This is a genomic window from Oceanobacillus alkalisoli, from assembly GCF_022213125.1.
GTDB lineage: Bacteria > Bacillota > Bacilli > Bacillales > Amphibacillaceae > Oceanobacillus > Oceanobacillus alkalisoli.
The window spans coordinates 124,828-139,399 of sequence record NZ_JAKNRA010000004.1 but is presented as its reverse complement, the minus strand read 5'-3'; the positions used below and the strand labels follow the sequence as shown (position 1 = coordinate 139,399).

Sequence of the window (14,572 nt, the reverse complement as noted above, 5' to 3'; positions counted from 1 at the left end):
GCTTTATTTATTATTTTATTTTTACGAAATAGAAATCATGAAGGAGGATCCTCATGTCCATTGAACTTCACACAAACGATGGTCAAGTAACAATCACAAATGATGTCATCGCAACGATTGCGGGAGGTACAGCAGTTGAATGTTACGGGATTGTAGGAATGGCATCCAAAAGTCAAATACGTGATGGGATCGCTGAAATTTTAAGGAAAGAGAATTATTCCCGTGGAATCGTAGTTCGTCAGGAAGACGAAGAATTGCATATCGATTTATATATCATCGTAAGTTATGGCACGAAAATTTCTGAGGTTGCGAGCAATGTGCAGTCTCAAGTGAAATATACACTGGAACAAACTTTAGGCCTATCCATTGACTCAGTAAATATATATATTCAAGGAGTCCGAGTGGCTAACGATTAATGAAAACTACATGGAATTGCTTACTGCCTGTTAAACTCCTCTAAGCTGTTTTCGTACAAAGTATAGAACAGTTTTAACCTAAATGAGCAGTTAACAGGAGTTAGGCATGGTTTATTTAAGGAGGAAGTATGGTGACTATACATAAGTTGGATGGTAGTCTGTTAGCACAGATGATCCTCTCCGGGGCACATCACCTATCAAACAATGCACAAAAAATTGATGCATTAAACGTGTTTCCGGTACCAGACGGGGATACAGGAACAAATATGAATTTATCTATGACCTCAGGTGTAAATGAAGTGAAGCAAACGGATTCAGACAATGTTTCCGTTGTTGCGAATGCATTTGCAAAAGGTTTATTAATGGGCGCACGAGGAAACTCGGGTGTTATCCTGTCGCAAATTTTCCGCGGATTTGGTAGAGGGATGGACAATAAAGAAACATTAGAAGCGGAAGACTTTGCGCAAGCATTTGAAGCCGGAGTGACGACAGCGTACAAAGCAGTGATGAAGCCTGTTGAAGGGACAATTCTTACTGTTGCAAAGGACGCAGCCATTCAGGCAGTGGAAATTGCGAAAACGGAAACAGATATCATTGCTCTAATGGAGAAAATCCTGGTGGAAGCAAAAGCATCATTAAAACGTACACCCGATTTACTTCCCGTTTTAAAGGAAGTCGGCGTTGTCGATTCGGGTGGACAAGGTTTAGTAACAATTTATGAAGGATTCTTAGCCGCACTTAAAGGGGAAGAACTTCCAAAAGAAACGACGATTGATGTAGGAATGGAAGACCTTGTGAATGCGGAACATCATAAAATAACGCAAGATTTCATGGACACATCTGAAATTGTTTATGGATATTGTACAGAGTTTATGGTTAAATTTGAAGACGATAAATTAAAAAACCATCCATATAATGAGGAAGAATTCCGCGAGACGTTAAGTACAATGGGGGATTCCTTACTTGTTGTTTCAGACGATGAAATTGTAAAAGTGCATGTCCACTCCGAACAACCCGGAGACTGTTTAACACTCGGTCAGCGCTACGGTAGCTTAATCAACATGAAGATAGAGAATATGCGTGAGCAACACAGTGCGATTATTGGAAATAGAGTAAAAACGGATAAGCCAAAAGAAAAAGCCGAATACGGTATTGTCACCGTTACAATGGGGGCTGGACTCAAGGCATTATTTGAAAGTCTTGGAGTTACGGTTGTAATTGAAGGTGGACAAACAATGAACCCGAGCACGAAAGACATTGCAGAAGCGATCACGAAAGCTCATGCAAAAAATGTACTTGTTCTGCCAAACAATAAAAATATCCAAATGGCAGCTGAACAGGCAGCGGATATCGCTGACAAAAATGTCGCTGTCGTTTCAACAAGGACAATCCCTCAAGGAATCAGTGCCATGCTCGTCTTTGATCCGGATGCTGAATTATCAGCGAACAAGGAAGCGATGGAGGCGGCTAGTAAAGAAGTGAAAACTGGCCAAATCACGTATGCTGTCCGTGACACGCAAATTGACGGAATAACGATTGAAAAAAATCACTTTATGGGGATTGAAGATGGGAGAATTATCACATCTAATGAAAATAAACAGGAAACTGTAAAATCATTATTAAACGAACTTATTACAGAGGACGATGAAATCTTGACCATCCTTTATGGTGAAGATGTTACAGAAGAGGAAGTCGCTGAGATCGAAACTTATGTTGAAGAATATTTCGCAGACGTAGAAATTGAGGTTCATAACGGCGAACAGCCAATCTATTCCTATATCTTCGCTGTCGAGTAAACAAAATCACCAACCGCCTCATACCAAATCAACTTGGTATGAGGCGGTTTTTTAACGAGAGTTATGCACCTGTTAATCTTTTTTGCTATAATTGTAGAGGAAATGAGTAGTCGATAAAAGGCGGTGTTAAAATGAAATATAATTCCGTATTCGATATTATTGGACCGGTCATGATTGGGCCATCAAGCTCACACACGGCAGGAGCAGCGCGGATTGGACTTGCTGCACGGAATTTATTTGGAAAACAGCCGAGATGGGCGAAAATCTATCTCTATGAATCTTTCGCAAAGACGTACAAAGGCCATGGAACAGATTTTGCACTTGCAGGAGGATTACTCGGATTTGCAACAGATGACCTACGGATGAGCAAAGCGCTGGATATTGCCAAAGAAAATGGTTTGGAAATTGAATTCATTGAAGACAACTCACGGGTAGATCACCCGAATACTGCGAGGATTCTCATCGGTGATGGTAATGACAAGTTAGAACTGACCGGAATTTCAATCGGCGGTGGAAAAGTAGAAATTACTGAATTGAACGGTTTTCAGTTAAGGCTTTCCGGAAATCATCCGGCGATTTTGATTATGCATAACGACCGCTTTGGAACGATTGCATCCGTTACCGAAATATTAGCGAAACATGAAATCAATATCGGTCATATGGAAGTGAATAGAAAAGATGTTGGCAAAGAAGCGTTGATGGTTATCGAAGTCGATCAAAATGTCAGTGACGATATATTGGAAGAATTACAATCCAGAGAACATATTATCCAGATTTCGAAAATAGAAAGTTAGAATCGAAAGGAGCATGCATATGTTTCGGACAATTGCTGAATTGGTGGAAATGGCAGAGACGAAGGAAATGCCAATTTCGGAAGTGATGATTCTTCAGGAAATGGATGTGAAAGAACGGAGCCGCGAAGATATATTTACCGAGATGGAAAAGAATTTGCAAGTAATGGAAAATGCTATTGAGCGAGCATTACAAGGTGTGCAGTCTGTAACCGGACTGACGGGCGGAGATGCGGTACTTGTGCAGAAGTATATGCAGGAGAAAAGACCATTATCCGGACCAATTTTACTTGATGCAGTTAGTAAAGCGATGGGGACGAATGAAGTAAATGCTGCAATGGGAATTATTTGTGCTACGCCAACAGCTGGAAGTGCTGGTTGTGTACCGGGTACGCTTTTCGCAGTAAAGAATCAGCTGAATCCGACGCGTGAGCAAATGATTCGTTTCTTATTCACTGCAGGAGCATTCGGTTTTGTCGTAGCGAACAATGCGTTTATATCAGGCGCTGCTGGTGGATGTCAAGCAGAAGTCGGTTCAGCAGGTGCAATGGCCGCAGCGGCAACTGTCGAAATGGCAGGGGGTACAGCGCAGCAATCTGCTGATGCCTTTGCAATTACATTAAAAAACATGCTCGGCTTAGTTTGTGACCCAGTTGCTGGATTAGTAGAAGTACCATGCGTGAAACGTAATGCACTAGGTTCGTCCCAGGCGATTGTCTCAGCAGATCTTGCTTTAGCAGGGGTAACGAGCCGGATTCCGGCGGATGAAGTGATTGGCGCGATGTATAGAATTGGCAGGCAAATGCCGCCAAGCTTACGTGAGACTGGTGAAGGAGGACTTGCGGACACGCCGACGGGAAGACTTTTAAAAGAAAAAATATTTGGTGTTTCGGTTTAGAAAGAGTGATAGACGTGCTTAACGAATCAGTAAAAAATGTAAAAGGAATCGGAGAAAAATTCGCGGAAGATTTAAATCTGATGAATGTTTATACGGTTGAAGATTTATTGCATTATTTACCGTATAAATATGATGTATTAGAAATTTTACCACTAAGCGAGCTAATCCATGAAGATAAAGTAACCATTGTGGGAAGGATTTTATATGAGCCTTCCCTGAATTTTTATGGAAGAAAAAAGTCACGTTTAGTATTGACGGTAGATGTAGAGAATGTTGCCATTAAGGCAGTCATGTTTAATCGAGCGTTCGCGAAAAAACAATTAAATGCAGGAGACATTGTCACCCTTACTGGTAAATGGGATGCGCACCGATTACAGATTACCGTTAGTAATTACCGGAAAGGTGCCCAGGAAGATTCCACAGAAATCCAGCCGATGTATTCGGTGAAAGGGGATGTAACGAATTACCGGTTGAAAAAGGTAATTTCTCAAGCGCTGAAAGATTATGGTGATCAAATAACAGAAATCCTTCCTGTATCCTACCTAACAGATTATAAGTTGCCAGCCCGGAAAGATGCAGTAGAAATGCTCCATTTCCCGCAAAATCGTGTTCAATTGAAGCATTCACGCAGAAGGTATATTTATGAGGAATTTTTGCTTTTCCAGTTGAAGATGCAGCTTTTAAGAAAGCAACACCGGGAAGCAACGGAAGGAAATGCACAGGAATATGATGTGGAGAAAGTGGACAGCTTTATCGAACGATTTCCTTTCAAATTAACAAATGCGCAAAATGCATCACTTGAAGAAATTCTTTTAGACATGCGTTCTTCATACCGGATGAATCGCTTATTGCAAGGAGATGTAGGTTCGGGAAAAACAGCAGTCGCAGCGATCTGTCTTTATGCTTCTTTGACAGCTGGAAAGCAAGGAGCATTAATGGTACCAACGGAAATACTTGCAGAACAGCACTATCAATCATTGCAGGAATTGTTCGGGGAGCTTGCGAATGTCCGTCTCCTTACAGGGTCGGTTAAAGCGAAGGAGCGTAGAGAGATAGTGGCGGGACTTGAAGCGGGGGAAATAGATCTAATCATCGGTACCCATGCGCTCATTCAAGATGATGTCCTGTTCCATGATCTCGGTCTCGTTATTGTTGATGAACAGCATCGCTTTGGAGTGGAACAACGCCGGACATTAAGGGATAAAGGTCTTCATCCAGATGTGTTATTCATGACAGCAACACCAATTCCCCGTACGCTAGCAATCACTGCCTTTGGTGATATGGATGTGTCCCAAATCAATGAGATGCCAGCTGGAAGAAAGGAAGTGGAAACGCTTTGGGTGAAGGAGAATATGTTTGAGCGGATCTTGAATTTTATAATCAAACATGTGCAAAGCGGTGAACAAGCATATCTGATCAGCCCACTTATTGAAGAATCCGATAAATTGGATATCCAAAATGCCGTCGACCTTTACCATCAGTTGATTGAGTTTTTCCCACCGGAAATAAAGGTTGGCTTAATGCATGGTCGTCTTCCAGCCGATGAAAAAGATGCAGTTATGAAAGATTACGCCGAAAACAAGATACAAGTGCTTGTCTCAACAACCGTCGTTGAAGTTGGCGTAAACGTACCGAATGCGACGATTATGGTTATTTATGATGCCGAACGCTTCGGGCTCGCACAACTTCACCAATTGCGAGGAAGGGTCGGTAGAGGCGACAAGCAAAGTTATTGTATCTTGATTGCTGAACCGAAGAATGAAGTAGGGAAAGAAAGAATGAGCATTATGACCGAGACAAATAATGGATTTGAATTAGCAGAAAGAGATTTGCAACTGCGGGGGCCAGGAGATTTCTTCGGGAGAAAACAAAGTGGAATCCCGGAATTTAAGGTGGCAGACATGGTACATGATTATCGTGCCCTTGAAACAGCAAGAAATGATGCAACCTTTATCGTCAACCAGGAATTGCTAACGAATGATAGTGAATACGCAAAACTGCGCGAGTTACTCGAAACCGATCCAGATCTCCATACGAAATTGGATTGATTTTTTCATGTTAATGGCTTGCATAATTATATATCGTATTATATATTACTATTAGTACCAAGTCATAAAGTATGGTAAACAGTGGACGGTGCAGAATGAAAAAAACTAAAGCTGAAAGACAGCAACTTTTAAAAGAGAAAATCGAGGAAATTCCCTTTATAACAGATGAACAATTGGCTAACGAATTTAACGTGAGCATTCAAACAATCCGTCTGGACCGGATGGAACTCGGCATTCCTGAAATGCGTGAACGGATTAAATCGGTTGCGAAAGATCAATGGAATGAAACGGTCCGTGCTTTGCAAATTGAAGAAGTGATTGGCGAAATTATTGATCTGGAACTGGATGAACGGGCAATCTCCATATTGGATATCTCAAAGGATCTTGTTTTTTCACGAAACAAGATTGCTAGAGGACATCATTTATTTGCTCAAGCCAATTCACTCGCAGTAGCTGTCATCAATGAGCAATTAGCACTTACTGCCAAATCGGAAATTACGTTTACCCGTCAAGTAAAAGAAGGTGAGCGGGTGATTGCGAAGGCAACGGTGGAAGGCAAAAATGATAAAGGATTGACTGTTGTTCACGTTACAAGTTATGTAGAACAGGAAGTTGTATTTACAGGTAACTTCCAAATGTTCCAATCCAATGAAGAAACAGGTGGCAAATAATATGAAATTAGCAATAGATGCAATGGGCGGTGACCATGCACCAAAAGAAATCGTTGAGGGTGCAGTGGACGCGATTCGTGAGTTTGATGATTTATCGATTACATTAATTGGTGATGAAGCGAATATAAAACCCTATTTAACAAACTCAAAAAATATTTCAATCATACATACAGAAGAAGTTATTACGAGTGAGGATGAACCAGTACGGGCTGTACGCCGTAAAAAAGATGCCTCTCTCGTACTGATGGCTAAAGAAGTTAAAGAAGGAAGAGCGGATGCTTGTATTTCTGCTGGAAATACTGGTGCCTTAATGAGTGCCGGTCTCTTTATCGTTGGACGGATCCCAGGGATTTCTCGTCCAGCATTAAGCCCGACACTGCCGACCATCAATGGACAAGGCTTTCTATTTCTTGATGTCGGCGCGAATGTAGAAGCTAAAGCAAGTCATCTGCTTCAATATGGTATTATGGGGTCGATCTACTCGGAAAAGGTGAGAGGAATTAAGGATCCGACTGTAGCTCTCTTAAATGTAGGGACTGAAGACGCCAAAGGCAATGGACTAACGAAGAAAGCCTTCGAATTAATGGAGCAAGCGCCAATTAATTTTATCGGAAATGTCGAAGCTCGTGACTTATTCGACCATGCGGCTGATGTTGTTGTAACGGATGGTTTTAGCGGGAATGTTGCGTTAAAAACAATTGAGGGGACAGCACAAACTGTTTTCGCCTTACTAAAAGAAACGTTCACATCCTCTTTGAAAACGAAACTTGCTGCGGGAATTGTAAAAAATGACTTAGGAGCTCTCAAAAATCGTTTAGATTACTCCGAATATGGTGGCGCCGGACTTTTTGGTTTAGCAGCACCAGTCATTAAGGCACATGGTTCATCGAAAAGCCGAGCAATTGTCAATGCAATCCGGCAAGCAAAGCATATGGTTGATAATGATGTAACAGATATGATAGGTGAAACGATAAAATCAATGGATATAGAGGAGTGAGTGACGTGAAACGAGTAGCATTTATGTTTCCTGGGCAAGGTTCCCAAGCTGTTGGAATGGGAAAAGACTTTTATGATACCTATCAGGAAGTGAAAGATTTTTTTCATCAAGCGAATGAGTTATTAAATAAAGATATAATAGAAATTATGTTTAATGGACCACAAGATACACTCACAGAAACGGAAAATGCCCAACCGGCACTTTTGCTTACAAGTGTTGCAATCGAGCAAGTTTTGCTTAAAGAAGGGGTTCAGTCTATTATGACGGTCGGACATAGCCTCGGTGAATACAGCGCATTGGTAGCTTCTGGCTCTATTTCCTTTGAAGATGCTGTTCCACTCGTTGCGACACGCGGCCGTTTGATGGAGCAAGCATTTCCGAAAGGGCAAGGGACTATGGCCGCTGTTCTTGGCTTGGATGAAGCAGAGATCACGGAAGTTTTACAGGGTATTAAAGAGGAAGTAGTTGATCTTGCCAATTTGAATTGTCCTGGACAAATTGTTATTTCTGGTTCTGTGAAAGGCGTGAAACTAGCTGCAGAGCTGTTAAAACAAAAAGGAGCGAAACGAGTACTCCCGCTTAATGTGAGCGGGCCGTTCCATTCAAGATTAATGAAAACGGCGAACGAAGAATTTGCGAGTTACTTAGACGGAATAGAGATTAACAATGCAAGCATTCCAGTCTATGCTAATGTGTCGGCTGCCCCGGTTACAGCAAAAGATGAAATTAAAGATTTGCTCATCAAGCAGCTCTATTCTCCTGTCCGTTTTGAAGCATCCATCCGGGCAATGATGGAGGAAGAAATCGACGCATTTGTTGAAATCGGAAATGGAAAAGTACTTTCTGGACTGCTGCGGAAAATCGATCGAAAAACGAAAACTTTTGCGGTACAAGATGCGAAATCTCTACAAGACTTTTTGGAATGGTATAAGGAGGATGCATAAATGTTAAAGGGGAAAAGTGTATTAGTAACCGGTGCTTCCAGGGGAATCGGCAGAACAATCGCAATTGAATTTGCCAAACAGGGTGCGAATGTTGCGGTTAACTATGCTGGAAGTGAAGCAAAAGCAAAAGAAGTTGCTGAGGAACTTAAAAGTTATGGTGTCCAAGCCTTTCCCATCCAAGCAAACGTTTCACATGAAGACAGTGTAAAAGCAATGGTGAAAGAAGTAATCGGTGCGTTCGGCAGCTTGGATATTCTTGTGAATAATGCAGGTGTTACGAGAGATAATTTATTGATGCGTATGAAGGAAGAAGAATTTGACGATGTTATTAACACGAATTTAAAAGGCGTTTTCCTTTGTACGAAAGCAGTAACCCGGCAAATGATGAAACAGCGCGCCGGTCGGATTGTCAATGTAGCTTCTATTGTCGGAGTGAGCGGGAACCCAGGACAAGCTAATTACGTAGCAGCAAAAGCAGGAGTAATCGGACTTACGAAAACAACTGCAAAAGAACTTGCTTCCAGAAATATTTTAGTGAATGCAGTAGCACCAGGCTTTATTTCAACCGATATGACCGAGGCACTAAATGAGGAACAAAAGGAAGCCATGCTATCCGTGATCCCATTAGACCGTTTTGGTGAACCTGAAGATGTCGCGAAAGTCGTGCGCTTTTTAGCTTCCGATGATGCGAGCTATATTACCGGACAAACGATACATATCGATGGCGGAATGGTAATGTAATATACAAAGGCGTAAGCGCCCGTTTAGCAACGTACAAACTGGAGCACTCCGAGGGGAGATAAAGGAAACTCAGGCGACGCAGTGAGTTGATGTTGACTTATCGATTGGAGGAGGGTGAAGTTTGGGACTGCGCAATGCTCGTCCCACCAAAAGACCTGCTAGTTGCTGGGCGCTGGAGCCGGACGTGACTACGACTTTGAAGGGAGGTGAACGGTGTGGCAGATGTGTTTGATCGTGTAAAAGAAATCATTGTTGATCGTCTAGATGTAGAAGAGGAAAAAGTAACGTTAGAAGCGTCATTCAAAGATGACCTTGACGCAGATTCCCTCGATGTAGTGGAGCTTGTAATGGAACTTGAAGACGAATTCGACATGGAAATTGCTGATGAAGAAGCTGAGAAAATTAATACAGTGGGTGACGCTGTAAATTATATCAACAGTGTTTCCTAATAATAAAAAAGAAGAGGCTGGGATTTTATTTTTCTAGAATCGTTATCCCAGCCTCTTTACCTATTCACAACGAGGTGAACTGTATGGATGTAAGTGAATTAGAACGCCAGCTACAGATTGATTTTAAGGAAAAGTCTTTGTTGAATCAAGCTTTTACCCATTCATCGTATGTGAATGAGCATGGTCAGGAAGAGTTTTCGGATAATGAAAGACTTGAATTTTTAGGAGATGCTGTTCTTGAATTAGGTGTTTCTCAATATCTCTATTCTACTTACCAACAAATGCCAGAAGGCGAATTGTCGAAGCTGCGTGCAGCTATCGTGCGCGAGCCGTCTTTAGAAGAATTTGCGAGGGATTTACAGTTTGGTAAGTATTTATTGCTTGGCAGAGGAGAAGCGCAAACAGGCGGAAGAGATCGTCCTGCTATATTAGCAGATGTATTTGAAGCATTCTTAGGTGCGCTTTATCTTGATCAAGGCTACGAAAAGGTTATTGAATTTCTAGGTGAACATGTTTTTCCGAAAATAAAAACTGGCGCTTTTTCCCATGGGATGGATTATAAGAGCGAGCTTCAGGAATTGATACAACAGAACAAAGATGAAAAGGTGACATATGAGGTTGCCGAGGAAAAAGGTCCTGCGCATGACAGGCAATATCTTGTTCATGTATTCATCAACGGAGCTATCATTGGAGAAGGGCTTGGAAAATCGAAGAAAGAAGCCGAACAACGAGCCGCAAAAGTCGCCTTGGATAAATTGAATGAATGAAAAAAATAAATCAGTGGAAGAGTCCACTGATTTATTTTTTACGGATTGTTGCAAGTTCATCTACAAATGCCTGTGTTTCAAGGGCGCTTAGCTTTTCTTTATTCATGATGACCTGATGTAACAGTTTTAAATCATTGTATTTGTTCAAATCATAGTCTTCCGCATCAAATAGACCACGATTAGCAACATTTAAATGATCAGCAAGTTCATTGAGCATCTGTGATAAATTCTCTTGATTAGCCTCATCGAATGACATGAAACCCCTCCCATAATAATGATCCGAAGCGTATGATATATCAAAAATATCCTTTTTAATATATCAATTCCCTTCGAATCTTGCAAATTGCAGAGAGCATTTCAGTGGAAAATAAGAGCCAGACTTCTTTTGAACGATGGATTATGATAAAATGAATAAGTTGAAAAACCTTGTGTATTCAAGCGGTTTTCTAAGTGCTGCTTGTGATGAATAATAGGAGTATGAATATGTATTTAAAAAAATTGGAAAGTCTCGGCTTCAAGTCGTTTGCGGAACGAATTTCAATTGAATTCGTTCCAGGTGTAACGGCTGTAGTCGGACCAAACGGTAGTGGAAAAAGTAATATAACCGATGCGATACGCTGGGTGTTAGGCGAGCAATCGGTGAAATCTTTACGTGGTTCGAAAATGGAAGATATCATATTTCAAGGAAGTGATACCCGTAAAGCGTTAAATGTTGCGGAAGTGACCCTCGTATTGGATAACAAAGATAAAGCCTTGCCCCTCGATTATGAAGAGGTTAGTGTAACAAGAAGGGTTTATCGCTCAGGTGAAAGTGAATTCTATATTAATAAACAATCCTGCCGTTTAAAAGATATTATTGATCTATTTATGGATTCCGGCTTAGGAAGAGAAGCTTTCTCCATCATCAGTCAAGGGAAAGTAGAAGAAATCCTTAGCTCGAAAGCGGAAGAGAGAAGAACGATTTTTGAAGAGGCTGCAGGTGTTTTAAAATATAAACAACGTAAAAAGAAATCAGAATATAAACTGGCGGAAACGCAGGAGAACTTGAATAGAGTAGAAGATATTCTGCATGAAATCGAGTCCCAGCTAGGACCGCTCGAAGAACAAAAAAATACTGCAAGTCAGTATTTGACATTAAAAGATCGATTGAAAGAAAAAGAAATTTCCCTATTGATTGCTGAAATTGAAACGCTGCATGAGCAGTGGAAAACAATGAAGCAAGTAATCGAGTCAGAAAATGAAAAACATATTATCCTGAGAGCGGAGAACCAAGAAAAAGAAGCATGGATTGAAGAACAGAAAAAAAAGAACTTGCAGTTAGATGAACAGATTGAAGAACTGCAAGGGAAATTGCTTCTATCGACAGAACAACTGGAAAAATTGGAAGGAAAAAAACAACTACTTTCCGAACGAAGCAAGCATCATGGGGAAAATAGACAGAAGCTGCTGGATGACCGGGAACAGACCGAATCCGAGCTGAAAAAGACCGAGGAAGAACTAAAAAAAGAAGAAGAGAAACGGAAATCGTTTCTAGTAGAAATAGAAGCAATAAAAGAATCCATTAAAGAGCTGGAAACTACATTAAGCCGTACAGAAGAAACGATTGCCGAACAAATTGAAGAATTGAAATCCGAATATATCGAGCTCTTGAATGAACAGGCAGCAAGTCGAAATGAGCTGCAGTCAATTGAAAGACAATCCGAACAATACAATAATAAAAATCAACGACAAGCTGAAAGGTTCAAAGCATCTCTCGAAGAAAGGGAGAAACTTGAACAAGTAAGAGATAAAGTGGAAAGAGAACGACTGGAGCAACTAGAAATTTACGAGGCAAGCGAAAAGAAGATTAAGCAACTGAAAATTGAAGTAGAAGCAAACCGTAGACAATTTCAAGACATGCAGACCAAACTGTATCAAGGCTTCCAGTACATTGATAAGTTAAAATCTAAAAAAGAAATGCTCGAAGAAATGAAGGAAGATTTCCAAGGGTTCTTTCACGGTGTAAAAGCGATACTGAAAGCAAGGAAAAAAGGTGAGCTAAAGCAAATTGAAGGAGCGGTTATTGAGCTGATCGAAGTTCCGAAGTCTTACATCCTTGCAATTGAAACTGTTCTTGGCGGACAGGCACAACATATTGTCGTTCCAGATGAGCAAGTCGCCCGAACAGCAATTACATGGTTGAAAAAGACGAATAATGGGAGAGCAACATTTCTGCCACTTACAACAATCCAAGAGAGATATATCCCAAGACAACTTGTTGAGCGAATGAATGACCACCCGGGTTATGTCGGTACTGCTGCTGAATTAGTAAAGACAACACCGAATTACCAGCGTGCCGTTAATCATTTGATGGGTCATGTCATTATTACAGAAACATTGAAAGATGCGAATGAAATTGCTGGGCTAACTGGCAGGAAATATCGTATTGTAACACTCGAAGGTGATGTTGTCGCCCCAGGTGGAGCGATGACAGGTGGTGCGTCTCAGAAGAAGAACCAGTCCCTATTCACCAGGGAAAAAGAACTGGAAGAGTTGCGGGATAAATTGACGAGCTATGAACCTCGAGCGGCTTCTTTTGCTGAGAAAGTGGAAGAACAAAAGAGGATCATGGCGGAAAGAGAACAGGAACTGAAAAGAAAGGAACAAAATCTGATAGCTGATCAACAGCAGTTACAGGCCTTGCAATCATCTTCCCATAAAGCAGAATTACAATTAAAATCCTTAAATGACAGCTTGTCTCTTTATGATCAGGAAGAAAAGCAATATCAGGAAGATACCGAGTATCTGAATCAGCGTAAAAAAGAATTAAAAGAGCAGTTGGCAGATTTAAAAAGGAAGCTAGCAGAAGCGGAAACACAAATTGAACAGCTGACAAAAGAAGAGTCTGCTGTGAAAGAAAACAGGGAATTGTTGAAAGAAAAATATCATGAACAAAAACTGTTGCTTGCAAAGCAAGAAGAACGCTATCGTAACCAATCGGACAAAGTGAAAAACTTAAAAAAACAAATCGATTTGACAGCAACTAGATTGAAAGGAAATATCGAGAAATTAATCGAACTCGATTCTATTCTTGAGAATAAAGAAACAGAGGAATCGATTAATGCCTCTATAACCGAAGAAAAAGTAACAAAAGAAACATTAACAACATCAATTCAGGAGTTGCGCAGTGAACGAGCAAACCGGACGCAAACAATTAATGATGAAGAGAATGAGCTGCGGGAAGAAAATAAACGCAGTCAATCTATGCTTGCAAATATTCAACAACAAGAAGTGAAGATGAATCGGTTAGATGTAGAGCTTGAGAATCGGTTAACACATTTGGAGACGGAATATACGATAACCTTTGATAAAGCAAAGCAAACATACGAGAAAACAACAGACATTCAACAGTCAAAAAAGGAAGTAGAACAATTGAAACAGCAGATTGTTAACTTAGGTACGGTAAATCTTGGTTCAATTGATGAATATGAACGAATTCATGAAAGATATACCTTTTTGACAGAACAACAGACCGATCTTGTTGATGCAAAAAACACGCTCTACAAAGTCATCGCAGAGCTTGATGTAGAAATGATTGAGCGTTTTGAAGTCACTTTTAAAGCGATAAAAGAAGAATTCGGTGTAGTCTTCAAAGAACTTTTCGGAGGCGGGAAAGCAGAACTGAAGCTAACTAATCCGAATCAAATGCTAGAAACCGGTGTGGAAATTATTGCACAACCACCTGGAAAGAAACTACAACAATTAGGTCTGCTCTCAGGCGGAGAGCGGGCGTTGACAGCAATCGCATTATTATTTGCTATTCTAAGAGTGCGTCCTGTTCCGTTCTGCATTCTTGATGAAGTGGAAGCGGCATTGGATGAAGCAAATGTCACCCGTTTTGCGAAATACGTAAAACTTTACAGTAAACAGACACAATTCATTGTCATTACACACCGGAAAGGTACAATGGAAGAAGCAGATGTATTATATGGTGTGACGATGCAAGAGTCGGGCGTATCCCGTCTCGTTTCTGTGAGGCTGGAAGAGACGGCTGATTTAGTCGAATCATAAGGAG

General features: G+C 40.9%; 13 protein-coding genes. 12 read left to right on the top strand and 1 reads right to left on the bottom strand.

What is annotated here, in order from left to right; translation table 11 throughout:
- Window positions 1–53 precede the first annotated feature (53 nt).
- The 11 genes from L3V42_RS07980 (at window position 54) to rnc (ending at window position 10,518) form a co-directional block, all read left to right on the top strand.
- The gene (locus tag L3V42_RS07980) at window positions 54–416 is read left to right on the top strand and encodes an Asp23/Gls24 family envelope stress response protein (RefSeq protein WP_235761605.1); all 363 of its coding nucleotides are present in this window, start codon (window positions 54–56) and stop codon (window positions 414–416) included.
- A gap of 131 nt (window positions 417–547) precedes the next feature.
- Window positions 548–2,212 (top strand): DAK2 domain-containing protein, encoded by a 1,665-nt coding sequence (locus tag L3V42_RS07975; RefSeq protein WP_238471729.1) that lies wholly within the window; start codon window positions 548–550, stop codon window positions 2,210–2,212.
- Window positions 2,213–2,343: 131 nt separating this feature from the next.
- Window positions 2,344–3,006 carry an L-serine ammonia-lyase, iron-sulfur-dependent subunit beta gene (sdaAB, locus tag L3V42_RS07970; protein WP_235761603.1) on the top strand — a complete coding sequence of 221 codons (663 nt, stop codon included), beginning with the start codon at window positions 2,344–2,346 and terminating at the stop codon, window positions 3,004–3,006.
- A gap of 19 nt (window positions 3,007–3,025) precedes the next feature.
- Window positions 3,026–3,901, top strand: coding sequence for an L-serine ammonia-lyase, iron-sulfur-dependent, subunit alpha (sdaAA, locus tag L3V42_RS07965; RefSeq protein ID WP_235761602.1), 876 nt, complete (start codon window positions 3,026–3,028; stop codon window positions 3,899–3,901).
- 14 nt (window positions 3,902–3,915) lie between these two features.
- A complete protein-coding gene (recG, locus tag L3V42_RS07960) occupies window positions 3,916–5,949 on the top strand; it encodes an ATP-dependent DNA helicase RecG (RefSeq protein WP_238471728.1) in 2,034 nt (677 codons plus the stop codon).
- A 95-nt stretch (window positions 5,950–6,044) separates the two neighbouring features.
- On the top strand, window positions 6,045–6,620 hold the full coding sequence (gene fapR, locus L3V42_RS07955; protein ID WP_235761600.1) for a transcription factor FapR: 576 nt from the start codon (window positions 6,045–6,047) through the stop codon (window positions 6,618–6,620).
- A gap of 1 nt (window position 6,621) precedes the next feature.
- Window positions 6,622–7,617 carry a phosphate acyltransferase PlsX gene (gene plsX, locus L3V42_RS07950; RefSeq protein ID WP_238471727.1) on the top strand — a complete coding sequence of 332 codons (996 nt, stop codon included), beginning with the start codon at window positions 6,622–6,624 and terminating at the stop codon, window positions 7,615–7,617.
- Window positions 7,618–7,622: 5 nt separating this feature from the next.
- A complete protein-coding gene (fabD, locus tag L3V42_RS07945) occupies window positions 7,623–8,561 on the top strand; it encodes an ACP S-malonyltransferase (RefSeq protein ID WP_238471726.1) in 939 nt (312 codons plus the stop codon).
- Complete coding sequence (fabG, locus tag L3V42_RS07940; protein ID WP_235761597.1) at window positions 8,562–9,302, top strand: 3-oxoacyl-[acyl-carrier-protein] reductase; 741 nt, start codon at window positions 8,562–8,564, stop codon at window positions 9,300–9,302.
- A gap of 215 nt (window positions 9,303–9,517) precedes the next feature.
- On the top strand, window positions 9,518–9,751 hold the full coding sequence (acpP, locus tag L3V42_RS07935; protein WP_235761596.1) for an acyl carrier protein: 234 nt from the start codon (window positions 9,518–9,520) through the stop codon (window positions 9,749–9,751).
- An 83-nt stretch (window positions 9,752–9,834) separates the two neighbouring features.
- Window positions 9,835–10,518 carry a ribonuclease III gene (rnc, locus tag L3V42_RS07930; RefSeq protein ID WP_238471725.1) on the top strand — a complete coding sequence of 228 codons (684 nt, stop codon included), beginning with the start codon at window positions 9,835–9,837 and terminating at the stop codon, window positions 10,516–10,518.
- A gap of 31 nt (window positions 10,519–10,549) precedes the next feature.
- Here the strand turns inward: rnc and L3V42_RS07925 are convergent, their stop codons facing one another.
- Window positions 10,550–10,774, bottom strand: coding sequence for a DUF1128 domain-containing protein (locus tag L3V42_RS07925; RefSeq protein WP_235761594.1), 225 nt, complete (start codon window positions 10,772–10,774; stop codon window positions 10,550–10,552).
- Between the two features lie 227 nt (window positions 10,775–11,001).
- Here L3V42_RS07925 and smc point away from each other — a divergent pair, with 227 nt between their 5' ends.
- On the top strand, window positions 11,002–14,568 hold the full coding sequence (gene smc, locus L3V42_RS07920; RefSeq protein WP_235761593.1) for a chromosome segregation protein SMC: 3,567 nt from the start codon (window positions 11,002–11,004) through the stop codon (window positions 14,566–14,568).
- Window positions 14,569–14,572: the final 4 nt, after the last annotated feature.